This window comes from Phocaeicola paurosaccharolyticus JCM 15092 (genome assembly GCF_000613805.1).
Classification (GTDB): domain Bacteria; phylum Bacteroidota; class Bacteroidia; order Bacteroidales; family Bacteroidaceae; genus Phocaeicola; species Phocaeicola paurosaccharolyticus.
The window spans coordinates 145,236-168,141 of sequence record NZ_BAJR01000001.1; the positions used below are offsets into that span (position 1 = coordinate 145,236).

18 protein-coding genes and 2 pseudogenes are annotated in these 22,906 nt (G+C 37.2%); 13 read left to right on the plus strand and 7 right to left on the minus strand.

Going from position 1 to position 22,906, the window contains the following annotated elements:
- Nucleotides 1–102: 102 nt before the first annotated feature.
- From JCM15092_RS00570 to JCM15092_RS00585, 4 genes are all read right to left on the minus strand, one after another.
- Nucleotides 103–627 carry an adenine phosphoribosyltransferase gene (locus JCM15092_RS00570; RefSeq protein ID WP_024992955.1) on the minus strand — a complete coding sequence of 175 codons (525 nt, stop codon included), beginning with the start codon at nucleotides 625–627 and terminating at the stop codon, nucleotides 103–105.
- Between the two features lie 57 nt (nucleotides 628–684).
- Nucleotides 685–2,556 carry a tRNA uridine-5-carboxymethylaminomethyl(34) synthesis enzyme MnmG gene (mnmG, locus tag JCM15092_RS00575; protein WP_024992956.1) on the minus strand — a complete coding sequence of 624 codons (1,872 nt, stop codon included), beginning with the start codon at nucleotides 2,554–2,556 and terminating at the stop codon, nucleotides 685–687.
- Between the two features lie 11 nt (nucleotides 2,557–2,567).
- Nucleotides 2,568–2,993: an rRNA maturation RNase YbeY gene (ybeY, locus tag JCM15092_RS00580; RefSeq protein WP_024992957.1), complete on the minus strand. Its 426-nt coding sequence runs from the start codon at nucleotides 2,991–2,993 to the stop codon at nucleotides 2,568–2,570.
- A 109-nt stretch (nucleotides 2,994–3,102) separates the two neighbouring features.
- Entirely contained in the window at nucleotides 3,103–4,335 is a 1,233-nt protein-coding gene (locus tag JCM15092_RS00585; protein ID WP_024992958.1) for a nucleoside recognition domain-containing protein, read from the minus strand.
- A gap of 96 nt (nucleotides 4,336–4,431) precedes the next feature.
- Between JCM15092_RS00585 and JCM15092_RS00590 the strand changes: the two genes are divergently transcribed.
- The 6 genes and pseudogenes from JCM15092_RS00590 (at nucleotide 4,432) to JCM15092_RS00615 (ending at nucleotide 11,859) form a co-directional block, all read left to right on the plus strand.
- Complete coding sequence (locus tag JCM15092_RS00590; RefSeq protein ID WP_024992959.1) at nucleotides 4,432–5,280, plus strand: sugar-binding domain-containing protein; 849 nt, start codon at nucleotides 4,432–4,434, stop codon at nucleotides 5,278–5,280.
- Nucleotides 5,281–5,297: 17 nt separating this feature from the next.
- The gene (locus JCM15092_RS00595) at nucleotides 5,298–6,539 is read left to right on the plus strand and encodes a glycoside hydrolase family 2 TIM barrel-domain containing protein (RefSeq protein ID WP_024992960.1); all 1,242 of its coding nucleotides are present in this window, start codon (nucleotides 5,298–5,300) and stop codon (nucleotides 6,537–6,539) included.
- A 202-nt stretch (nucleotides 6,540–6,741) separates the two neighbouring features.
- Nucleotides 6,742–7,875, plus strand: a complete 1,134-nt coding sequence (locus JCM15092_RS00600; RefSeq protein ID WP_024992961.1) for a hypothetical protein — start codon at nucleotides 6,742–6,744, stop codon at nucleotides 7,873–7,875.
- A 14-nt stretch (nucleotides 7,876–7,889) separates the two neighbouring features.
- Nucleotides 7,890–9,787 (plus strand): annotated as a pseudogene (locus JCM15092_RS14460) (DNA topoisomerase IV subunit B).
- A 6-nt stretch (nucleotides 9,788–9,793) separates the two neighbouring features.
- Nucleotides 9,794–10,249, plus strand: a complete 456-nt coding sequence (coaD, locus tag JCM15092_RS00610) for a pantetheine-phosphate adenylyltransferase (protein WP_024992962.1) — start codon at nucleotides 9,794–9,796, stop codon at nucleotides 10,247–10,249.
- 2 nt (nucleotides 10,250–10,251) lie between these two features.
- Nucleotides 10,252–11,859 carry a S41 family peptidase gene (locus JCM15092_RS00615; RefSeq protein ID WP_024992963.1) on the plus strand — a complete coding sequence of 536 codons (1,608 nt, stop codon included), beginning with the start codon at nucleotides 10,252–10,254 and terminating at the stop codon, nucleotides 11,857–11,859.
- A gap of 499 nt (nucleotides 11,860–12,358) precedes the next feature.
- On the opposite strand, the gene JCM15092_RS00620 is transcribed toward JCM15092_RS00615, so the two are convergent.
- The gene (locus JCM15092_RS00620; RefSeq protein ID WP_024992964.1) at nucleotides 12,359–12,961 is read right to left on the minus strand and encodes a phosphatase PAP2 family protein; all 603 of its coding nucleotides are present in this window, start codon (nucleotides 12,959–12,961) and stop codon (nucleotides 12,359–12,361) included.
- 355 nt (nucleotides 12,962–13,316) lie between these two features.
- Between JCM15092_RS00620 and JCM15092_RS00625 the strand changes: the two genes are divergently transcribed.
- The 3 genes from JCM15092_RS00625 to JCM15092_RS00635 are packed head-to-tail and all read left to right on the plus strand — an operon-like array spanning nucleotide 13,317 to nucleotide 16,752.
- Nucleotides 13,317–14,000, plus strand: coding sequence for a fumarate reductase (locus tag JCM15092_RS00625; protein WP_024992965.1), 684 nt, complete (start codon nucleotides 13,317–13,319; stop codon nucleotides 13,998–14,000).
- A gap of 34 nt (nucleotides 14,001–14,034) precedes the next feature.
- Nucleotides 14,035–15,978, plus strand: coding sequence for a fumarate reductase/succinate dehydrogenase flavoprotein subunit (locus JCM15092_RS00630; RefSeq protein ID WP_024992966.1), 1,944 nt, complete (start codon nucleotides 14,035–14,037; stop codon nucleotides 15,976–15,978).
- An 18-nt stretch (nucleotides 15,979–15,996) separates the two neighbouring features.
- The gene (locus tag JCM15092_RS00635) at nucleotides 15,997–16,752 is read left to right on the plus strand and encodes a succinate dehydrogenase/fumarate reductase iron-sulfur subunit (protein ID WP_024992967.1); all 756 of its coding nucleotides are present in this window, start codon (nucleotides 15,997–15,999) and stop codon (nucleotides 16,750–16,752) included.
- Nucleotides 16,753–16,858: 106 nt separating this feature from the next.
- On the opposite strand, the gene JCM15092_RS00640 is transcribed toward JCM15092_RS00635, so the two are convergent.
- Nucleotides 16,859–17,797 (minus strand): tRNA-dihydrouridine synthase family protein, encoded by a 939-nt coding sequence (locus tag JCM15092_RS00640; RefSeq protein WP_024992968.1) that lies wholly within the window; start codon nucleotides 17,795–17,797, stop codon nucleotides 16,859–16,861.
- Nucleotides 17,798–17,846: 49 nt separating this feature from the next.
- On the opposite strand from JCM15092_RS00640, the gene JCM15092_RS00645 reads away from it, so the two are divergent.
- A complete protein-coding gene (locus JCM15092_RS00645) occupies nucleotides 17,847–18,251 on the plus strand; it encodes an acyl-CoA thioesterase (RefSeq protein WP_024992969.1) in 405 nt (134 codons plus the stop codon).
- A gap of 13 nt (nucleotides 18,252–18,264) precedes the next feature.
- On the plus strand, nucleotides 18,265–19,371 hold the full coding sequence (gene dprA, locus JCM15092_RS00650) for a DNA-processing protein DprA (RefSeq protein ID WP_024992970.1): 1,107 nt from the start codon (nucleotides 18,265–18,267) through the stop codon (nucleotides 19,369–19,371).
- Here dprA and JCM15092_RS00655 read toward each other — a convergent pair.
- The gene (locus JCM15092_RS00655) at nucleotides 19,368–20,636 is read right to left on the minus strand and encodes a DUF2851 family protein (protein ID WP_024992971.1); all 1,269 of its coding nucleotides are present in this window, start codon (nucleotides 20,634–20,636) and stop codon (nucleotides 19,368–19,370) included. The two genes, dprA and JCM15092_RS00655, sit on opposite strands and share 4 nt — an antisense overlap.
- A gap of 85 nt (nucleotides 20,637–20,721) precedes the next feature.
- On the opposite strand from JCM15092_RS00655, the gene dapB reads away from it, so the two are divergent.
- On the plus strand, nucleotides 20,722–21,477 hold the full coding sequence (gene dapB, locus JCM15092_RS00660; protein ID WP_024992972.1) for a 4-hydroxy-tetrahydrodipicolinate reductase: 756 nt from the start codon (nucleotides 20,722–20,724) through the stop codon (nucleotides 21,475–21,477).
- Between the two features lie 2 nt (nucleotides 21,478–21,479).
- Nucleotides 21,480–22,903: pseudogene (gene lepB, locus JCM15092_RS14465) on the plus strand (signal peptidase I).
- The last annotated feature ends 3 nt before the right edge of the window (nucleotides 22,904–22,906 follow it).

A 22,906-nucleotide genomic window follows, 5' to 3' on the forward strand; every position in this document is an offset into this window, starting at 1 on the left:
TAGAAAGCACCCATATTGCAAAGAATATTGATGCTTAAGCTATTAATGCTATTCACATCTTTTCTTTGTAATATGGGTGCTATGTCTCTTGTAAGTATATTATTATAGCTTAAGCAGAGCCTCAATTTCAACTTCCTTAGGGAATGTATCTCTTCCTTTGAGCTCTTCAAGTTCTATTATAAAATTGATAAAAGCATTCTTTACACCGCATTTTTTTACTAATCTGTAGGTAGCAGCCATTGTACCTCCTGTAGCTAGAAGGTCATCATGAAGTAATACAACATCATTTTCGTCGATTGCATCTTTGTGTATCTGAATTGTATCTGTACCATACTCTTTAGTGTATGTCTCTTCTATAACCTCTGCCGGTAATTTACCAGGTTTTCTAACCATAACAAATCCTGCTCCCAGTTTCTCTGCAAGAGCTCCTCCTAGTATGAATCCTCTAGACTCGATTCCTACAACCTTTGTTATACCTTTATCTTTGTATATCTCATAAAGTGCGTCTATCATCTCTCTCAAACATTCAGCATTTTTAAATAGAGTAGTGACGTCATAAAATAAGATTCCAGGTATAGGAAAATCTGGTATTTCTCTTAAGTTATTTAATAGTGTTTCTTTTCTCATAACCAGTTATTTATTGTTTAATATTAATCTGTTTGTTTCACGTGAAACAAAGGTTCGCTATCGTCCTAAAAGGACTAATAGAACGTTTATATCGCTAGGAGATATACCCGGTATTCTGCTTGCTTGTGCAAGAGTTTCTGGATCTATCTTTTTTAATTTTTGTCTTGCTTCAGTCGATAGAGATTGTAATAACTCATAGTCAAATCTTCCTTTAATTTTAATCGATTCAAGGCGCTGAATTTTATCTGCTATAATTTTTTCTCTCTCTATATATCCTTTATATTTCATCAAAACTTCAGCAGCTTCAATTATCTCATCTCTCTTTTGATCAATAGATTCAATAATATTTTTGAATGAATCGATATGTGGAGCTATATTCTCTATTGTAATTTGGGGCCTGTTAAGAAGCTCAATTAGTTTGCATCCTTGTGAGAGTGGAGTAGTACCTATGCTCTCCAATGCATTGTTAATTAAATCCGGCTTAATTGAGAATTTCTTTGCAAAATTTACGATTTTATCAATCTCTTCTCTCTTCTTACAAAACGCATCGTATCTATCTTGTTTGACTAGGCCAAGCTTGTATGCTCTTTCTGTAAGTCGTGCATCTGCATCATCCTGCCTTAAAAGAATTCTATATTCAGCACGTGAAGTAAACATACGATATGGCTCGTCAACTCCTTTAGTCACCAAGTCATCGATTAATACACCAATATATGCTTCATCTCTTCCAAGAATGAATGGTTCTCCGCCATGGCAGTTTATGTGTGCATTAATACCTGCAATTATACCTTGACCTCCTGCTTCTTCGTATCCGGTGGTACCATTAACCTGTCCTGCAAAGAACAGATTCTTTATAATTTTAGATTCCAACGAATGCTTAAGTTGGGTAGGATCAAAATAGTCATACTCTATAGCGTATCCTGGGCGATATATAACTATATCCTTGAAAGCAGGGACTTTTTGCAATGCCGCAAGCTGGATATCCATAGGCAGTGATGAAGAGAAACCATTAAGGTACAACTCGCGTGTATCTTCTCCTTCAGGCTCCAAAAACAGCTGATGTTGCCCTTTATCTGGGAAAGTTACAATCTTCGTCTCAATACTTGGACAGTAACGAGGACCGATACTTTGTATTTGCCCGTTGAAAAGAGGAGAATCGGGTAGACCTTTTCTCAGAATATCATGGACTTCATTGTTAGTATAGGTTGTCCAGCAAGGAAGCTGCTTAAGTTGGCGTGGCTTGCTTATAAAAGAGAAACTATGGAAATCATTCTCTCCATCTTGTGTCTCCATCATGTCAAAATGCACGCTTCTTCCGTCTATTCTCACCGGGGTACCGGTTTTCATCCTTCCGTTAGTTATGCCATGTCTTGTTATAGACTCTGTAAGATGATATGATGCAGGTTCTGCACATCTTCCACCTTCAAGCATCTTATGACCGATATGCATTAGTCCGTTGAGGAAAGTTCCAGCAGTAAGGACTACACATTTAGCATAGAATGTAACTCCCCAACAGGTAGTAAGTCCTATAATCTCGCCATTTTCAACGAGTATTTCCTCAACTGTATCTTGCCATATATCTAGGTTAGGAGTGTTCTCGAGAATATATCTCCACTCCCAAATAAATTTTCCTCTATCACATTGCGCTCTTGGGCTCCACATAGCAGGTCCTTTAGAGCGGTTCAACATCCTGAATTGTATGGCGGTCTTGTCAGTAACTAGTCCCATGTATCCACCGAGAGCATCAATTTCTCGAACAATCTGTCCTTTAGCTATGCCCCCGACAGCTGGATTACAACTCATCTGACCTATTTTATTCATATCCATAGTAATCAGACAGGTCTTTGAACCTAGATTAGCAGCTGCCGCTGCAGCTTCACATCCGGCATGTCCTGCGCCAATAACTATGACGTCATATTTAAATTCCATAATTATAAAATTTATCCTCGGATTTTATTCAGCAATTCCAATGCTTTATTCTCTTCATTCTCCATAATCTCTCTCTCACCAGGAGCCTTGTCGTTGATTCCGCATAGATGGAGAATTCCATGTATGATAACTCTATCCAACTCTCTCTCATAAGAAACCCCAAGCATCTCTGAGTTACTCCTTACTGTTTCAAGACTAATAACAAGATCTCCCGAGATTACATCACCACGGCAGTAATCAAAAGTTATTATATCTGTATAGTAATCGTGCTGGAGATATTCTCGATTTACCTCAAGTATTTTATTGTCGGAGCAAAATATATATGCTATTTTGCCACATCTTTTTTGATATGTAGAAGCCACTTGCTTTACCCATTCGGATACTATTGCTTCATTAATAAGAGGCATTTCTATATCATCTGTCTGAAAAATTATCATTATTACATATCATTTTTGATTTCGGCCACAAAGTTACTTAAAACACTTGAAGTTGAGTATAATAAATGAAAATGTCTTTTTAAAAAAGATAATATTTTTATAGAAGTTTTTATCCGAAGAATAGGTAACAGATTAATATAGCAGCTATTACTCCGGCAAGGTCAGCAATTAGTCCTGCTGATACAGCATGTCTAGTTTTAGATATTCCTACGCTGCCAAAGTAAACAGCCAGAATATAGAATGTAGTATCTGTAGAGCCCTGGAAGATACAAGAGAGTCTGCCAACAAATGAGTCGGCTCCATAACTGCTCATGGCATCTACCATTAATCCTCTTGCACCGCTTCCACTTAATGGCTTCATCAATGCTGTTGGTAGGGCACCAGCAAAATCGTTTTTTACACCAAAAAAATGAATAGTATCCGAAACAGCTGTTATTATATAGTCCATAGCTCCTGAAGCGCGGAAAACTCCAATTCCGACTAAAATAGCTATCAGGTATGGTATAATCCTTACTGCAGTTGTGAATCCTTCCTTAGCTCCTTCAATAAAGGTGTCGTACACATTTATCTTCTTTCTTATTCCTGCAAATATGAATCCTATTATTATAACGAACAAGATTACATTTGCTGAGGTTGTGCTTAAAACATCGATCTGCGCTTTAGATATAGTTGTGAAGAAATAGATCAGTGAGGCAACGCCAAGGCTAAGAAATCCTAGGCAGAGCATTATTGTCCTATTAAAAAGGTTTATTTTCTGATATATGCTTACTGCGATAATTCCGGCTAGTGTTGAGAAGAAAGTGGCCAATAGGATAGGCACAAAAACATCAGTAGGTTGTGCTGCTCCTAATTGTGCTCTGTAGACCATTATACTTATTGGAACAATTGTCAAACCTGATGTATTTAGAACTAAGAACATAATCATAGGATTACTAGCAGTATCTTTCTTTGGATTAAGCTCTTGAAGTCCCTCCATCGCTTTCAGACCTAAAGGGGTAGCTGCATTGTCGAGCCCAAGCATGTTTGCGGCAATATTCATAAAGATACTTCCTGTAACTGGATGTCCCTTAGGTATATCTGGGAAAAGTTTACAGAATAGTGGTGAGAGAATGCGTGCAAAAAAGTTTATCACTCCACCTTTCTCACCAATTTTCATTATTCCTAACCATAACGACAATACTCCTGTAAGGCCTAAAGAGATTTCGAACGCATCTTTAGATGATGAAAAGGTTGAGTTAATTATATCTGGAAAAACTTGTGTGTCGCCCAGGATTATTAGTTTAACTAGTGCAATGACAAATGCTATAGCGAAGAAAGCAATCCAAATATAATTCAATACCATTTTATCTTTTTCTTTTGTTGAGTTACAAAAATATAGCTTTTCTTTTTATTATAATTAAGATATTGATAATTTTGGGAAACGAAACCTAATAATAATATGAAAATCAAATTTTTATATCCTTTATCACTGCTATTACTATTCCCATTTTGTAATGTTCTAGCTCAGAATTTAGCAAACAAAGTATATAATCTTGATAAGTGGAAGTTCGCAAAAAATGTGCCTGAGATGTGGACTGATGTAACCGTACCTCACTCATGCAATGCTATTGACGGCCGTTCGGCAAGCTATTTCCGTGGTAAAAGTTATTATAAGAAAATTATTGATGTTACTCCGGAGATGATGAACAGCAACCTCTATTTACTTTTCGAAGGAGCAGCTCAGGCAGCTAAAGTTAGCATTAATGGAAAGCAGGTAGCATATCATAAAGGAGGTTATACTCCATTCGTTATCTCTTTTAATGATAAACTTAAAACAGGAAGTAATGAAGTTATTGTGGAGTGTGATAATGGTTTAGATGCTAATCTTATCCCTGTTCATTCGGACTTCAATAAGAATAATGGTCTCCATAATCCGGTCTATCTGCTGGATATGGGAAAGGTCTATTTTTCTCCACTTTATTATGGCCTTTACCGTATGCATGTATCTACTCCTGTTGTAGATAGGAAAAAGGCCGAAACAACTGTTGAGACGCTGATTCAGAACTCATCTTCTCTGAAGAAAAGCCTTACAGTTAAACTCTCTTTGAAGAACAGCGATGGAGATATATGTTATAAAGAGAATAGAAAGGTCGTGGTACTACCTTCGGATAGTATACTCTTTAAGAGAAACTTTACAATTAAAAATCCTCATCTATGGGATGGCGTAGATGATCCATACCTATATGATCTCTCTATAGTAATATCTGATAGTGATGGAAAAGTTCTTGATAATATCTCGACAAAGTAGGGTATAGGTTCTACTCTATGGATAAGGATAAAGGTTTCTTTCTTAACGGTAGACTATACCCGTTGAGAGGTGTTGCCATGCATCAGGATTGGGATAATAAGGCTTCTGCTCTTACAAAAGAGGATTTTGATACAGACTATGGATTTGTGAAAGAAATAGGATGTAACTTCCTACGTCTGGCACATTATCCTCATAATGACTATGCATTTCGTAAATGTGACGAACTTGGTATAATTGTTCAGACAGAAATCCCTTGGGTTAATGTCTGCGGTGTGAAGGCTGACAAAAGCTATTTTGAGAACATACACCAACAGATGAAAGAGATGATTTCAAACCTATACAACCACCCAAGTATTGTTATGTGGGGTATGTGGAATGAAATTGACTCATGGGGTAATGATAATAGATTCCAAGGAAGTCTTGACGCTGATAGAGCAGTTAAAGAGACAGATTTACTATATGATTATGCTAAGAAACTTGATCCTTATCGTAGCGTTGGCATGACTGATGACTCCAATTATATGCGTCCTGGATATAATACTCTTAAAGGAGATTTCTACTCTGAAAACAGGTATAATGGATGGTATTATGGAAAGATGGAGGAATTCGAAAAAGATATGAGGAGTAATCATGAAAAGATGGGAGTTGTAAATGTGTCCGAATATGGAGTCGGTATAAATCCTTTCTGCCATACTTTAGATCCAATGAAGACAACAAAGTTGGGCATGGGAGGTAACAGACATGACGAGGAGTTCGGTAACCTATTCCATGAAACATATTGGCGTCAAATTATTAAAATGCCTTTCCTTAACTTTACATCCGTATGGGTTTTCTTCGATTTTCCTGTTGCAGATCGTCTAGAGGGCTATATGGACACTTCTGATGGAGAAACTTTTACAGAGAGTGAGTTTAGGAAATTTACTAATGATAAAGGTCTGGTTACACGAGATAGAAAGGTAAAAAAAGATGTATTTTACTTCTATAAATCTTTATGGAATGAAAAAGTTCCTACTGTTTATATAACAAGTCGTCGCTTTACAAAACGTCTTGCAGATGAGCCATTAAATATTAAGGTTTATAGTAATGCTAAAAAGCTTACACTATATCAAAATGGGAAAGAGGTGGAGACAATGACTGGCTCTGGTGAGGATACAGGAGTTGTATGGAATTTCAAACCTATTTCATTCAAGTCTGATAGTGATACATTTAAGGTTGTTGACGACAATGGTGTTGAAGATTCCGTTGTCTTCAGCCGATAATTCATAAAGAGGAATAGTGATATATTGAATAGCCCTGGATTAGTTATTTAGTCTTAGGGCTATTCTTAAATTGATACTTTACAAAATTATTAATTTAAGAATTGAGAAACAGGCTTTTTAATAATATTGAAAATCCAAAAGTAAAGAATGAGTATTTTACAAAAAAACTTTATCTTTACATCAAATTTTTATTAATCAGAGGATGGCTGTAGTTATAAAAAAGGTCAGCAACAAGAAAGACCTTAAGACTTTTATACGTTTCAATTACGAGTTGTACAAGAACAATCCCTATTCTGTTCCAGATTTGTATGACGATATGCTTAATACCTATAATACTAAGAAAAATGCGGCTTTTGAATTTTGTGAAGCTGACTATTTCTTGGCATATAAGGATGGCAAATTAGTAGGCCGCGTTGCCGCTATTATAAACAATCGTGCTAATGAAACATGGAACAAGAAAGATGTCCGGTTTGGTTGGATAGACTTTGTCGACGACCTAGAAGTTTCAAAAGCTTTGCTCGATGCCGTAGCAGACTGGGGGCGTGAAAAGGGTATGGAAAGCATGATTGGACCTCTTGGATTTACTGATATGGACGCCGAAGGTATGTTGATTGAAGGTTTTGATCAGCTTAGCACAATGGCAACTATATATAACTATCCTTATTATCCCGAGCACATGGTAAAGCTGGGATTCGAGAAAGATGCCGACTGGGTAGAGTTTAAATTGACTGTTCCCGATAGACTTCCTGACAAATATATACGTATCTCGCAGCTTATTCTTCAGAAATATAAGCTTAAGATAAAGAAGCTAAAGAACCGCAAGGAGATAAAGCAAGGCAAATATGGCCAAAAGATATTCGATTTGATAAACGAGGCATACGCACTCCTTTACGGGTACTCAAAGATGACTCAAGGACAGATTGACCAATATGTGAAGATGTATCTTGGGATTCTTGATTTAAGGATGATAAGCCTTGTTGAGGATGAGAATGGAGAGTTGATAGCATGTGGTATATCAATGGCTTCACTTTCTAAGGCTCTTCAGAAAGGAAAAGGACGATTGTTGCCTTTTGGATGGTACTATCTTTTGAAAAGCTTGTTCATTAAGCGACCTAAAGTGCTTGATCTGCTGCTGGTTGCCGTAAAACCGGAATATCAAAGTAAAGGTGTCAACTCATTAATATTCTGCGATCTTATCTCTACATATCAGAAGATGGGATTCGAATATGGAGAGTCGAATCCTGAACTTGAAGATAACAAGAAGGTACAGGCCCAATGGGACTCATTTGAAGCCGTACAGCACAAACGCCGTCGTGCATTTAAAAAAGCTATTTAATTTATTAAGATGTGATGATTGAAGAAAACGATTTACTGATAACGACCGCTCAAGTGGAATATACTGATGAAAATATCCGCCACTTGAGTGATATGGAGCATGTACGTACCCGACCAGGTATGTATATCGGAAAGTTGGGTGACGGATCACATCCTGAAGATGGTATATATGTATTGCTTAAAGAGGTTATCGATAACAGTATCGATGAGTTCAAGATGCAATCAGGAAAAAGAATAGAGATTGAGATAGAAGATAATCTCATGGTATCTATCCGTGACTATGGTAGAGGTATCCCTCAAGGTAAACTTATTGAAGCTGTTAGTGTACTAAACACAGGAGGTAAATACGATAGTAAGGCCTTCAAAAAGAGTGTTGGACTTAATGGTGTTGGTATAAAAGCTGTAAATGCGCTTAGCTCTAGATTTGAGGTAAGAAGTTATCGTGATGGAAAAGTCAGAATTGCTGATTTTGTTAAAGGTGAACTCCGTTCCGATAGGCAGAAGATACTGAAGAACTCAATGGTACTTTTATCTTTTTTGAACCAGATAATACGCTTTTCTTGAACTATAGTTTCAGAGCAGAGTTCATAGAGACTATGCTTCGAAATTATACCTATCTGAATACAGGATTGGCGATTATCTTTAATGGGCAGCGTATTATTTCAAGAAATGGTCTCGTCGATCTCCTCAATGATAATATGACCTCTACTGGTCTTTATCCTATAATACACCTCAAAGGCGAGGATATTGAGATTGCCTTCACTCATACCAGCCAGTATGGAGAGGAATATTATTCCTTTGTTAATGGTCAGCATACTACTCAGGGTGGTACCCACCAGAGTGCTTTCAAGGAGCATATTGCAAGGACTATCAAGGAATATTTCAATAAAAACTTCGACTATTCAGATATACGTAACGGACTTGTTGCTGCAGTAGCGATAAATGTTGAAGAGCCTCTTTTTGAGAGCCAGACCAAGATTAAGCTAGGTTCTGCAAATATGTACCCTGGCGGCCCAAGTGTCAATAAATTCGTTGGAGACTTTGTAAAGACTGAGGTAGATAACTATCTCCATAAGAATACCGATATTGCCGATGTAATGTTGCAGAAGATACAGGAGTCGGAAAAGGAGAGGAAGGCTATTGCAGGTGTTACAAAACTGGCTCGTGAGAGAGCAAAGAAGGCAAATCTGCATAACCGTAAACTACGTGACTGCCGTTTCCATCTTAGCGATGTAAAGGGAGAAAAGCAGGAAGATAGCTGTATTTTCATAACCGAGGGTGATTCTGCGAGTGGCTCAATAACAAAGAGCCGTGATGTTAATACTCAAGCAGTATTCTCCTTACGAGGAAAACCACTTAACTCTTTCGGGCTTACAAAGAAAGTTGTATACGAGAATGAAGAGTTTAATCTTCTTCAAGCTGCCCTAAATATTGAGGATGGCATGGAAGGGTTGAGATATAATAAGGTTATTGTTGCTACCGATGCCGATGTAGATGGTATGCATATACGTCTGCTTCTGATAACATTCTTCCTTCAGTTCTTCCCGGATTTGATTAAGAAAGGACATGTCTATATACTTCAGACTCCGCTCTTCCGTGTTCGTAACAGGAAGAAAGGTGTTTATGAGACAATATATTGCTATTCAGACGATGAGAGATTGGCTGCTATAGAGAAACTGCAACCAAATCCAGAAATAACCCGATTCAAGGGCCTTGGTGAGATCTCTCCCGATGAGTTTAAACATTTCATTGGAAAAGATATGCGTCTTGATAAGGTGTCATTGAGAAAAACTGACTTAGTAAAGGAACTTCTTGAATTCTATATGGGAAAGAACACTATGGAACGTCAGAATTTTATTATTGATAATCTTGTTGTAGAAGAGGATATTTTGAAAGATATTGAAAATAAATAGGATTAAATGAGAAGAGCTATATTCCCAGGTACATTCGACCCTTTTACTATAGGTCATTACTCTGTAGTAGAGCGAACGCTTACATTCATGGACGAGATAATTATCGGGATAGGTAAAAATGAAAACAAGAAGACTTTCTTCCCTCTTAATAAGAGACTTGAGATGATTCGTGAACTTTATAAAGATGACCCAAGGATAAAGGTTGAGGCATATAGCGAACTAACAGTCGACTTTGCTATTAAACACGATGCTAAGTTCATAGTTCGAGGAATACGTACTGTTCATGATTTTGAGTATGAAGAGACAATAGCCGATATAAATAGAAAATTATCAGGCGTTGAAACTATACTTCTCTTTACTGAGCCGGAGCTTACTTCTGTAAGTTCAACTATTGTAAGAGAACTGTTACATTTTGGTAAAGATGTTTCTCCATTTTTACCTAGGAATATGAAAATAGACTGATTATGAGATATTTTAAATATATTATTGCAGGTCTGTGTACCTGCTTTTTTTCTATAAGCGCAGAGGCACAGCAGTCATCTCCTTTTTCTGCTTCTCCATCACGTAAGCTGCAAATTGCAGAGTTTGCAATATCAAATCTATATGTTGACCAAGTAGATGAAGATAAACTTGTTGAAACAGCTATAGTGAAGATGCTCGAACAGCTTGACCCTCATTCTACATACTCAAATTCTGAAGAGGTTAAGAAATTGAATGAGCCGTTGAAAGGGAACTTCGATGGTATAGGAGTACAGTTTAATATGTCCGAAGACACTCTTCTTATCATACAGACAGTATCCGGCGGCCCTTCTCAGAAGGCTGGGATAATAGCAGGCGACAGGATAATAATGGTTAACGATACCACCATTGCAGGTGTAAAGATGAGCACCGAGGATATTATGAGTCGTCTTCGTGGTCCTAAAGGCTCAAAGGTGAATCTTAAAATACTTCGTCGTGGAGTTAAAGAGCTTCTTCCTTTTGTAATTAAAAGAGATAAGATACCTGTTTACAGTGTCGATGCTTCTTATATGATTGATAATAAGATTGGATATATCAAGATAGACAGATTTGGTGCAACTACTCATGATGAGTTCAAAAAATCACTCACTGAACTGCAAAAGAGGGGGATGAAAGACCTTATAATAGACCTTCAAGGTAATGGAGGAGGCTACTTGGATGCGGCAATTAATATAGCAAATGAACTTCTTGATAAGAAGGAACTCATAGTTTATACAGAGGGAAAGAAAAGTAATAGGAGTGAGTTCTTTGCAAAGGGAGACGGCATGTTCAAAAATGGCAAGCTAATAGTTCTTGTCGATGAGTTTTCTGCCTCAGCTAGCGAGATTGTAACAGGTGCCATACAGGATTGGGATAGAGGACTTGTTGTTGGGCGACGTTCTTTTGGTAAAGGACTTGTGCAACGCCCTATTGATCTTCCGGATGGCTCAATGATTAGGCTGACAGTTGCCCGATATTATACTCCTGCAGGAAGGTCTATACAGAAGCCTTACGAGAGCATAGAGAAATATAATAAGGATATAATAGACAGATATAACAAAGGCGAGATGATTAGTGCCGACAGCATTCATTTCCCTGATTCATTGAAATACGCTACTCAGAAACTTAAAAGAGTCGTTTATGGAGGAGGAGGTATCATGCCCGACTACTTTGTTCCAATTGATACAACAAAGTATACTAAGTATCATCGTGACCTGAGTAATAAAGGGGTAATTATGAGCTTTCATTATAAATATATTGATGCCAATAGAAAAGCCCTTAAAAAGATGTATGGCGATTTCGACCTATATAATAAGAAATTTGAGGTTACTCCTGCAATGCTGACATCATTGGTTGATGAGGGTAAGAAGGCAAATGTAGAGTTGAATGAGAAAGAGTATACTGAATCTTTGCCGCTTCTTAAACTACAACTTAAAGCATTAATAGCTCGTGACCTTTGGGACATGAATGAATATTATCATGTGATAAACCAGACCAACGAGAGTGTAAGTAAAGCTATAGAACTTATGAAAGCTCCGAATTTTGATGAACTTTTTATGAAAAAGAAAAAGTAGCTCTATTTTATATAACCTCCAAAAGATAACTGTACCCCAAAAGTTTGATACAAAACTTTTGGGGTATCTTATTTTTTATTGTCTCCTTATGACATTTCTATTCTTTCCTTATGACATCTTTATTCTCTCTCCTCATGAAATTTTTATTTTCCCTTCATGAAGATTTTTTAGTTTTCAGATAGCATTTCACTTCATGGAAATTTTACACTTAATATAGCTGTTGACCATGAGACCTTATCAGGTATATAAAAAACCTTTTAGAGTTCTATATTTACGGGTAATCCCGAAGGGGTTGAAAAAAATTAAATTATTAGCTGTTTTTATCGTCTCTTAAAGTGATATAAATATGCTCAATAGAATAATAAAAGTAATTTTATGACAGTATAAGCTGTGATAAAATTACTTTTTGCTTTAGCATTGTTTTATTTATATCTTTTTGTTTTGTCTGAAAAAGTTTCAAGATAGGAATCAGATAGCTTAAAAACAGATCCTGTCAAGATTATTCATCGAAAAGAACTTTATTAAGCCATCTGTTAGCATAGATATTTAAAAAACCACACCCAACTCCTATAACAGCTCCGGTAATTACATCACTTGGATAGTGAACTCCCTGATTCATCCTTGCGATACCTACACTTGTTGCCCAAATTGCAGATGGAGCAATTACATACCATTTAGGATAGGTTATGCTTAAAGATGTTGCAAGTGAGAACGCTGCAGCAGTATGACTGGATGGAAAAGATGAACTCTTTATTCCTGAAGCCCCATATGGGGTAATCTTGTTTGGGTATTTTAGGAATGGACGTTCTCTGTCCACTATCTCTTTAGTAACATAGCTAATTCCTACTGCTTCTATAACGGAAGTGCCAATATATATAGCCTTTTTCAAAAGAGGTTTGTCTTTCTCAATCAATGCATATATTCCCATGGCAGAGGGTAGCCCAATAGTAATTATAGGCGTTGTATTCGATATGACCTTACTTGCACCGTGGATCTCCCATTCATTTATTTTATTAAGTGTATTAATATCCCAGTTCTGTGCGTTGCATTTAAATGAGGTTATAAGCAACAGTGTTAATAAGATTGATACTTTTTTGATCATATACTATATTTTGTGCAAATGTAATTAATATTGATTTTATCATGGTAAATAAAATTGAATTAATGGTCTTCAGTAGAATAATGTTTTAATCTTCATAAAAAGATATTAATTGCAAAATGCCTCTTATAATTAGTCATATAGTTACCATTAATCCATTGAAATTAATAAATGGTGATTATATTTGGGATCAATGATTTTGTATATATTCTGTTTTTAAATAAAAAGGTTTCCATTACGGAATTATTTCTTTAATATCTTGTATTATCGATTGTTTTGCTTTAATTTTGCCAACAAATAATCTTAATTTTCTGAGAAAATCAGTATAAACTATTAAATAATTTAAAATCAATCATTTATGTGGTTATGTAATTCATCTATTGGAAGGAAAGTGGTGATGAGTGTCACTGGTGTCGCCCTTATCCTGTTTTTGACGTTTCACATGGCGATGAATCTTGTTGCAATCTTCTCTGGAGAGGCGTACAACATGATTTGTGAGTTCTTGGGAGCTAACTGGTATGCGCTGGTAGCTACTGTAGGATTAGGAGCCTTGGTAGTAATTCATATAGTGTATGCTTTCTGGCTCACTATGCAAAACCGTGCAGCTCGTGGCACAGAACGTTACGCTGTAAATGAGAAACCTAAAAACGTAGAGTGGGCTTCTCAGAACATGCTTGCTTTGGGTATAGTGATCCTTCTTGGATTAGGATTGCACCTCTTTAATTTCTGGGCAAAAATGCAGTTACCAGAGGTATTGCATATGTTGGGTATCAATGTAGATACAACATACGTTGCAGACGGTGTTTATCACATTCAGAATACTTTCGGTTGCCCTGTTTATTCAGTTCTTTATATAGTTTGGTTGGCAGCTTTGTGGTTCCACTTGACTCATGGTTTCTGGAGTGCATTGCAGACTTTGGGATGGAACAACAAAATCTGGTTTGAACGTTGGAAAATGATTGGTAACATCTATTCTACATTAGTTGTATTAGGTTTTGTTGCTGTAGTAGTTTATTACGCTTTGTGCGGTTCTTACTGCTAAAATTCGAATTATAAATTAAAATAGTAAAAATATTATGGCTAATATAGATTCTAAAATTCCTGAAGGCCTTTTGGCTGAAAAATGGACCAATTATAAAGCTCATCAGAAATTGGTAAATCCTGCTAACAAGCGTCGTCTTGACGTTATCGTTGTAGGTACAGGTCTTGCTGGTGCTTCTGCAGCTGCATCACTTGGTGCTTTAGGTTTCAAAGTATTGAACTTCTGTATTCAAGATTCACCTCGTCGTGCTCACTCTATCGCAGCACAGGGTGGTATCAATGCAGCAAAGAATTATCAGAACGATGGTGACTCTGTTTACCGTCTTTTCTACGATACAATTAAGGGTGGTGACTACCGTTCACGCGAGTCTAACGTTTATCGTCTTGCTGAGGTATCAAACTCTATTATCGACCAGTGCGTAGCTCAGGGTGTTCCTTTCGCTCGCGAATATGGTGGTTTACTTGACAACCGTTCTTTCGGTGGTGCTCAGGTATCCCGTACATTCTATGCCCGTGGTCAAACCGGACAGCAGCTTCTTCTTGGAGCATATTCAGCTCTTAGCCGTGAGGTACAACGTGGTAACGTAAAACTATATACTCGTTATGAGATGCTCAACATTGTAATTATAGAGGGTCGTGCTCGTGGTATTATTGCACGTAATCTTGTTACAGGAGCTGTCGAACGTTTCTCTGCTCATGCAGTTGTTATCGGTACTGGTGGTTATGGAAATACATATTTCCTTTCAACAAATGCAATGGGCTCAAATGGTTCTGCTGCAATGCAGATTTACCGTAAAGGAGCATACTTTGCTAACCCATGTTTTGCTCAGATTCACCCAACATGTATTCCTGTCCACGGTGACAAACAGTCTAAGCTTACTCTTATGTCTGAATCTCTTCGTAACGATGGACGTATCTGGGTTCCTAAGAAGATTGAAGATTCTAAGGCTCTTCAGGAAGGTACAAAGAAAGCTAATGATATTCCAGACGAAGATCGTGATTTCTACTTGGAACGTCGTTACCCAGCATTTGGTAACCTTGTTCCACGTGACGTTGCTTCACGTGCAGCAAAAGAGCGTTGTGATGCCGGTTTCGGTGTAAACAACACAGGTCTTGCAGTATTCCTTGACTTCAAATATGCAATAGAACGTCTTGGTGAGGATGTTGTTCGTGCTCGTTATGGTAACCTCTTCGATATGTATGAAGAGATCACAGATGAGAATCCATATAAGACTCCAATGATGATATTCCCAGCTATCCACTATACAATGGGTGGTATTTGGGTTGACTACGAACTTATGACTTCAATTAAAGGTTGCTATGCAATCGGTGAGGCTAACTTCTCTGACCACGGTGCTAACCGCTTAGGTGCTTCTGCTCTTATGCAGGGTCTTGCTGATGGTTACTTCGTATTGCCATATACAATTCAGAACTACTTGTCTGACCAGATTCAGGTTCCTCGTTTCTCTACAGACCTTCCTGAGTTTGCAGAGGCTGAGAAAGAGGTTTCTGATAAGATCAACAAACTTATGAATATCAAGGGTTCTCGTTCTGTAGACTCTATTCATAAAGAGTTGGGACACATAATGTGGAACTTCGTTGGTATGGGACGTACTAAAGAATCTTTGGAGACAGCACTTGTTAAACTTAAAGAGGTTGAGAAGTTGTTCTGGACAGAACTTCGTATACCAGGTGAGGCAAATACTCTTAATGTTGAACTTGAAAAAGCATTACGCCTTTCCGACTTTATTGAGATTGGTAAGTTGATGGCTTACGATGGTCTTAACCGTGAAGAGTCTTGTGGTGGTCACTTCCGTGAAGAACATCAGACTCCAGAAGGTGAGGCTCTTCGTCACGATGACAAGTTCTCTTATGTAGCTTGTTGGAAATTTATGGGTGAAGGACAGGCTCCTGAACTTATAAAAGAAGATTTGAACTATGAATTTACAAAGGTTCAGACACGTAATTATAAGTCTTAATTATTAATTGAAAGAAAAATGGATAAAAATATAAGTTTCACATTAAAAGTATGGCGTCAAAGAGGTCCTAAAGAGAAAGGCCATTTTGATTCATTCCAAATGAAAGATATTCCAGGAGATACTTCATTCCTGGAAATGATGGATATCTTGAACGAACAGCTTGTTGAAGAGGGCAAAGAACCAATTGTATTTGACCATGACTGTCGTGAGGGTATTTGTGGTATGTGTTCAATGTATATCAATGGACACCCACATGGACCAGCAACAGCTGTAACAACTTGCCAGATCTATATGCGCCGTTTCAATGATGGTGATACAATCACTGTTGAACCATGGCGTTCTGCCGGTTTCCCTGTAATCCGTGACCTTATGGTAGACCGTGGTGCTTACGATAAGATTATGCAGGCTGGTGGTTATGTTTCTATCAACACAGGTGGTATTCCTGATGCAAATGCAATTCCTATTGCAAAGAAGGATGCAGATGAAGCTATGGATGCTGCTGCATGTATCGGATGCGGTGCTTGTGTAGCTGCTTGTAAGAATGGTTCTGCTATGCTTTTCGTTTCAGCAAAAGTTAGCCAGCTTGCTATCCTTCCACAAGGAAAGGTTGAGGCTGCTCGTCGTGCTAAAGCTATGTTGAGCAAGATGGACGAACTTGGTTTCGGTAACTGTACTAACACACGTGCATGCGAGGCTGAGTGTCCAAAATGTGTTTCAATTAGCAACATCGCTCGTTTGAACCGTGAGTTCATTTCAGCAAAGCTTAAAGATTAATACTGTTTACAGTTAAATCATATAACTAGCCCCGGTATAATTTACCGGGGCTTTTTTGCTATGTTATGCAATTGTTGAAATCTATTTTGGCTACTTAAAAAAGAGATCACCCTCTTCTATAATTGTTTACCGCTTGAATATATTTCTCTAAAGTAATGCTCTTCTTAATCTCTTTTCCTCTTTTCTTATCAATATTGGGTATGATATACTCCCAAAAACATTTCATCTTGTTGAGTATCTGACTATCTCCTTGGAGTCTATTGCTATAGATATTAAAAATATCGTCGTGCATTCGCACGATCTTATCTACACTCTCTTCTACGTGTGATGCACGGTCTTTATAATCAGCAGCTAACCACGGTTTACCTAGCAATCCTCTTCCAATCATAATACCAGAGAGTGAGGGATATTTCTCCTCTATTGAGGAAATATCAGCAACCTCTAAAATGTTCCCATTGTATACAAGATTGTGTTTGCACTCATTCATGAATGCCTCGAAATTGTCTATATCTATATCTCCTTTATACTGTTGTTTCCCCGTCCTTGGATGAATGGTTATCATTTTAAGTTTAGTCTCATTTAAAATAGGCAACACCTCTCTCCATTCATCGTTTTTCTCAGCGCCCAGTCTCATCTTTACAGAGAACTCTATCTCGGGATATTTCTCAGCCTCAGCCATTATCTCCTCTACCTCTTTTGGGTAGGGCAATATACCGCAGCCTTTATGGCGCTTGGAAATCATAGGAAAAGGGCATCCAAAGTTTATATCTATCCATCTGTAACCTCTTTCAACAACTATATCAGTCAATATTCTGAACTCCTCTTTCTGTGATGCTAAAATTTGTGGCACCAAACATCTTACACTGTTATTTTCAGGATCTATGTCTCTTAAGTCTTTATTTCTGACAGGTAATTTATCCTCAGCACTCTTCTCTAAACGTATGAAAGGAGCAAAATAAGCATCTATGCCACCGCAATATTTTTCGTGTGCGTTTCTCCAAGGAGCCTCTGTAAAACCTTGTAAAGGAGCTGAGTAAATTTTCATATTAATTATTTTTTTGCAAAAGAAATCATTTTTCTTATATCTTTGTTTAATGGAAAAGTATATTTATCAATTAACGATGAAAGTTCGCGATTATGAATGCGACCTTCAAGGCATTGTAAATAATGCTAATTACCAGCATTATATAGAGCATACGCGTCATGAATTCCTTGAATCGGCAGGACTTAGTTTTGCTAAACTTCATGATGAAGGAGTTGACCCTGTAGTTGCTCGTATTTCTATGGCATTTAAGACCCCTTTGAGAAGTGGCGATGAATTCATTTCTAAGCTATATCTTAAGAAAGAGGGAATAAAGTATGTATTCTACCAAGATATATTCAGACTAAGTGATATGAAGCCTGTAATGAAGGCTACAGTCGAGACGGTATGTGTAGTTAATGGTAAGCTATCATCAACATCTATATTTGATGATGTCTTTTCTCCATATCTGAAATAAAATCAAAATAATAATGGGAGATGAGGAACTATACTCTATTGCTTTGACAAAAATTAAAGGGATAGGGAATATTGGTGCATATAATCTAATAAAGAGTCTTGGAAGCGCAAAAGCTGTGTTTGATAATAGACTTAATATTTCGGATGTACTTGGGGTATCCTCAAAACATTTAGAGGAGGCCTTAAACTCTCATGAAGCTCTCAAAATTGCAGAGAATGAGATTAATTTTATTGAAAAGAATAAGATTTCTTGTCTCACATTAAAGAGTGAAAACTATCCTTCCAGGCTAAGAAAATGTGATGATGCTCCTATTGTCCTTTTTTACCGGGGGAATTGCGATCTAAACTCGCTACACATGATAAGTGTGGTAGGTACCAGGAATATCTCTTCATATGGAAATGTTATTTGTACACGATTTGTCGAAGAGTTGTCTGAAATGGTTCCCGATTGCGTAATTGTAAGTGGTTTAGCATATGGTGTAGATATACTTGCACATAGAAAAGCACTTCATCATGGACTACCGACAATAGCAGTTTTGGCACATGGCTTCGATAGGATTTATCCTTCAACGCATAGGAAGACTGCAATAGATATGATGAGTAACGGTGGACTCCTTACCGAATTTATAAGTGGAACTCGTCCTGAGAAGCATAATTTTATCAAGCGTAACAGGATTGTAGCCGGTATGAGTGATGCTGTAGTTATTATTCAGTCGGCTATAAAAGGTGGAGCTCTTATAACAGCAGATATTGCAGATAGCTATGGGTGTGAGTGTCTAGCCTTTCCTGGAGGTGTAAATGAGGAATATTCTAAAGGGTGTAACAAACTTATAAGGGATAACAAAGCTGTTCTGGTAACTTCTGCGGAGGATGTTGTGTCTAGTCTTGGTTGGGAGAAAAAAGAGGTTAAGAAGGAGGCTCAGGGAGAATTGTTTCCTGAGATTTCTGAAGAAGAGAGGATGGTAATCAATATACTTTTGAAAAATCCCGAAGGTATGCAGATTAATAAGATAGTAGTTGATGCAGATATGCCTGTCAACGTTATTAGTGCTATTCTTTTTGAACTTGAGATGAAAGGAGTAGTAATCTCTCTAGTAGGAGGTGTCTTTAAGCTGCTTTAATGATGTGTTTTCAGATAGAAATAACCTATCCTGCAGTATAAGCACTTTTTCTTGTCGCAATACTCTTTTTTGAGTTGTATTATTGCTTGAGAATCGGCAGCATTTTCAGCTTTTATGCCGCACTCTTCCCATATCCTTGTTATGTAGTTGTATTCAGGCTTTGTACTCTCCAATAGTGTTATAGCTCTTTCACAAAGAGTCTCATCGCCTCTGTGTTTCCCATATGAGTATAGTATAGGGACAATACTATTTATTATTATTAGGGATATTGATGACTTGCTGATGCTTTTGGGCACAGAGGTTGTCTCCTTTCCAAAGGAGAAATGATTGTTCCAATATTCAGAAGCACCGCAGCTGAATATTGAATATATCTTTTTAGTATCGTCAGCATCTATTATCCTAGAGAGCATTGATTGTACATTATGATATAGAACTGCCAGTTGAGATAAGCGTATGTATGGGAAATTATTTGGTCTCAGCCTTAAGAATCTCCACTTTGCAGCATCAATAGGAGTGAGCGAATATTTTGCTCGTAAAAAGTTGTACTCTCTTCTCAGCTCCGTATAATATCTGTCGCCTTGTTCCTCTTCCAGAAGGCCTGCCTGTCCGAAAAATAGAGCCTCTATCTGCTGTAGAGAGTCGTTCTGCTTCTGAATAACCTTTAAGGGTATTCTGTTTGCCCATAGTTCGAATGCATCTCCATTAAGTCCGAATCCGAAGTTACGTGCTATAGTTACAAATAAAGCTTCTTCCCAATTGTTATCTTTTCTTATTACTCGCTCCGATATAGCTTTGCTCTTCTGATTAAGCCTTTCAACATATAGTGAGTTGAGCCAGGAGTGTATCATCATTTTATCCAGGAATGGGATTATTTTAAAGCATGACGGATATTTACTGCTGTTTATGAGCTCATGAAAGTTGTCAATAATATGTTTAGGGCAATCAAGCTGGAGTTGCGGTATCTCTCTTCCCTCACTTGATAATGTCTTCCCATCTATACGACTAACGACATGCAGTATAACAGAGTCGTATGAGTGTTCTTTATCATGATGATGTTTATACCAATCAGATGTAGAATTGTGTATCTCTACATTTCCGACCCATAAAATTCCATCTATTTTGATTTTTGCATTAAAGAAATCAGGGCCGGCATCAGAGTTGTGCAGTCCTGGATCAATTATCTCCAGTTGTTGACCTTTTTCAGTTACAAGTCCATAAGGTGGATATAATTTGTACTTCCATGTGTAATGTAGAAGTTCTTCCATCGTTAACAAGGTGTAAATCTGTAACAAAAATAACTGTTTATATTGAAAATAGTTATCTTTGTAAACAAAAATAGATACAGAAAATATGAAAATTGCATTAATAGGTTATGGAAAAATGGGAAAAGAGATAGAAAAGATCGCTCTTTCTCGTGGTCATGAAATAGTAAGCATTATCGATATCAATAATCAGGAAGAATTTAATTCTGAAAGATTCAAGTCTGCCGATGTTGCGATAGAATTCACCAACCCTATGGTGGCCTATGATAACTATGTCAAGACATTCAATGCTGGAGTAAAACTTGTTTCTGGAAGTACAGGATGGATTGACAAGCATGGTGATGAGATAAAAAACTTATGTATAAATGGTGGAAAGACTCTTTTTTGGTCTTCAAACTTCAGTCTTGGTGTTGCAATTTTCTCTGCAGTAAATAAATATCTGGCGAAAATCATGAATAATTATCCTGGATATGATGTATCAATGGTTGAAACTCATCACATCCATAAACTTGATGCTCCAAGTGGTACTGCAATAACATTGGCAGAAGATATTATTTCTAACCTTACTCGTAAGGATAAATGGGTGATGGGTACATTGTTAGCACCAGACGGAACTTTAAGCGGTACGACAGAATGTAAGCCAGATGAGATAAGTGTTAGTTCTGTACGTCGTGATGAGGTTCCCGGTATACATACCATAACATATAATTCTGATTCTGATATGATATCTATAACTCACGATGCAAAGAATCGTAATGGACTAGCTTTTGGAGCAGTCTTGGCAGCTGAATATACTGCTGCTCATGAAGGATTTTTAGGTATGAATGATTTATTCCAATTCTAATTATGATAATAGCTGAAAGAAAACAATGGATTAAGTTCGGCATAATGCTTGCATTATGGCTTGCTTTTATTATTTGGCTTAAGAGCTGGTTAGGGCTGATAGTAGTCCCGTTTATATTTGATATATACATAACAAAGAAAATCCGTTGGACATGGTGGAGAAAATCTAAAAATCGTGCCTTCGTAGCTGTTATGAGTTGGGTTGATGCTATAGTTTTTTCACTGATAGCTGTATATTTTGTTAATGATTATTTCATCCAGAACTATGTCATACCAACATCATCACTTGAAAAATCTCTCTTAGTTGGTGATTACCTCTTTGTGAGCAAGATTAGTTATGGACCTCGTGTGCCTCAAACTCCTCTTCACATGCCGCTAACTCAGCATACATTGCCTATAGTTAATACCAAATCTTATTTGGAATACCTAAATGGGACTATAAGAGAGTAAAAGGTTTTGGAAACGTTAAACTTAATGATATTGTAGTATTTAATTTCCCTGCTGGTGATACTGTTGTAACCAGTCTCCCTGCAAATGATATTTACTCAATCTGCTATCAAGCCGGCAAGGGGATTTCAAATCCTATTAATATGGAGGGTATGGATGCAGCTCATGAACGTATCGTATTCGACTATTACTATAATCTTGGAAGGAAATATATTGATGAACATTCTCAGGATTATGGCAAAGTGATATATCGTCCTGTAGATCGCCGTGAGAACTATGTTAAGAGATGCGTAGGACTTCCTGGACAGACTCTTCAGGTTAAGAATAGAATTATTTATCTGGATGGAAAAGCAAATAAAGAGCCTGATAATGTTCAGTACCGTTATTTGGTTAAGGTAAATAGTGTTATCACTGATGATCTTGCTCATGATCTAGGTATTAGCCAAGAGGATTTGTCATATTTCTCACCTCAAGATATGACCTATAATATCCCGCTGACAAAGAAGGCTAAAGATGCTCTAGCTAAGCGCAAGGATATTGTTAAAAGCATTTCTGATTTTAATAATGATGATACAGAAGGTCTTTATCCACTAAACAAGGTCACAGGTTGGAGTGCCGACAACTATGGTCCTATATGGATACCTAAGAAAGGTAAAACAATCAATCTTACTCTAGATAATCTTCCTCTTTATGAAAGAGCTATTCACGCTTATGAAGGAAATAAGCTGGAGGTTAAGGATGGTAAAATATACATCAATGGTGTTCAGACAGGTAAGTATAAATTTAAGATGGACTACTATTGGATGATGGGAGATAATCGTCACAACTCAGCAGATTCAAGATATTGGGGATTTGTTCCTGAAGATCATATTGTAGGAAAACCAATATTTGTATGGATTTCTCTTGACCCTGATCGTAAATTATTCGATGGCAAGATTCGTTGGAATCGTATTTTTTCATTAGTCGATAATATAAAGTAGATT

Bases quoted from the DNA above. Each gene is read 5' to 3' on its own strand.
- JCM15092_RS00600 (WP_024992961.1), top strand. From the start codon at position 6,742: ATGGCTGTAGTTATAAAAAAGGTCAGCAACAAGAAAGACCTTAAGACT.
- JCM15092_RS00630 (WP_024992966.1), top strand. From the start codon at position 14,035: ATGGCTAATATAGATTCTAAAATTCCTGAAGGCCTTTTGGCTGAAAAA.
- JCM15092_RS00570 (WP_024992955.1), bottom strand. From the start codon at position 627: ATGAGAAAAGAAACACTATTAAATAACTTAAGAGAAATACCAGATTTT.
- JCM15092_RS00655 (WP_024992971.1), bottom strand. From the start codon at position 20,636: ATGGAAGAACTTCTACATTACACATGGAAGTACAAATTATATCCACCT.
- dprA (WP_024992970.1), top strand. From the start codon at position 18,265: ATGGGAGATGAGGAACTATACTCTATTGCTTTGACAAAAATTAAAGGG.
- JCM15092_RS00585 (WP_024992958.1), bottom strand. From the start codon at position 4,335: ATGGTATTGAATTATATTTGGATTGCTTTCTTCGCTATAGCATTTGTC.
- JCM15092_RS00595 (WP_024992960.1), top strand. From the start codon at position 5,298: ATGGATAAGGATAAAGGTTTCTTTCTTAACGGTAGACTATACCCGTTG.
- coaD (WP_024992962.1), top strand. From the start codon at position 9,794: ATGAGAAGAGCTATATTCCCAGGTACATTCGACCCTTTTACTATAGGT.
- ybeY (WP_024992957.1), bottom strand. From the start codon at position 2,993: ATGATAATTTTTCAGACAGATGATATAGAAATGCCTCTTATTAATGAA.
- dapB (WP_024992972.1), top strand. From the start codon at position 20,722: ATGAAAATTGCATTAATAGGTTATGGAAAAATGGGAAAAGAGATAGAA.
- JCM15092_RS00625 (WP_024992965.1), top strand. From the start codon at position 13,317: ATGTGGTTATGTAATTCATCTATTGGAAGGAAAGTGGTGATGAGTGTC.
- JCM15092_RS00645 (WP_024992969.1), top strand. From the start codon at position 17,847: ATGGAAAAGTATATTTATCAATTAACGATGAAAGTTCGCGATTATGAA.
- JCM15092_RS00640 (WP_024992968.1), bottom strand. From the start codon at position 17,797: ATGAAAATTTACTCAGCTCCTTTACAAGGTTTTACAGAGGCTCCTTGG.
- JCM15092_RS00590 (WP_024992959.1), top strand. From the start codon at position 4,432: ATGAAAATCAAATTTTTATATCCTTTATCACTGCTATTACTATTCCCA.
- JCM15092_RS00620 (WP_024992964.1), bottom strand. From the start codon at position 12,961: ATGATCAAAAAAGTATCAATCTTATTAACACTGTTGCTTATAACCTCA.
- JCM15092_RS00635 (WP_024992967.1), top strand. From the start codon at position 15,997: ATGGATAAAAATATAAGTTTCACATTAAAAGTATGGCGTCAAAGAGGT.
- JCM15092_RS00615 (WP_024992963.1), top strand. From the start codon at position 10,252: ATGAGATATTTTAAATATATTATTGCAGGTCTGTGTACCTGCTTTTTT.
- mnmG (WP_024992956.1), bottom strand. From the start codon at position 2,556: ATGGAATTTAAATATGACGTCATAGTTATTGGCGCAGGACATGCCGGA.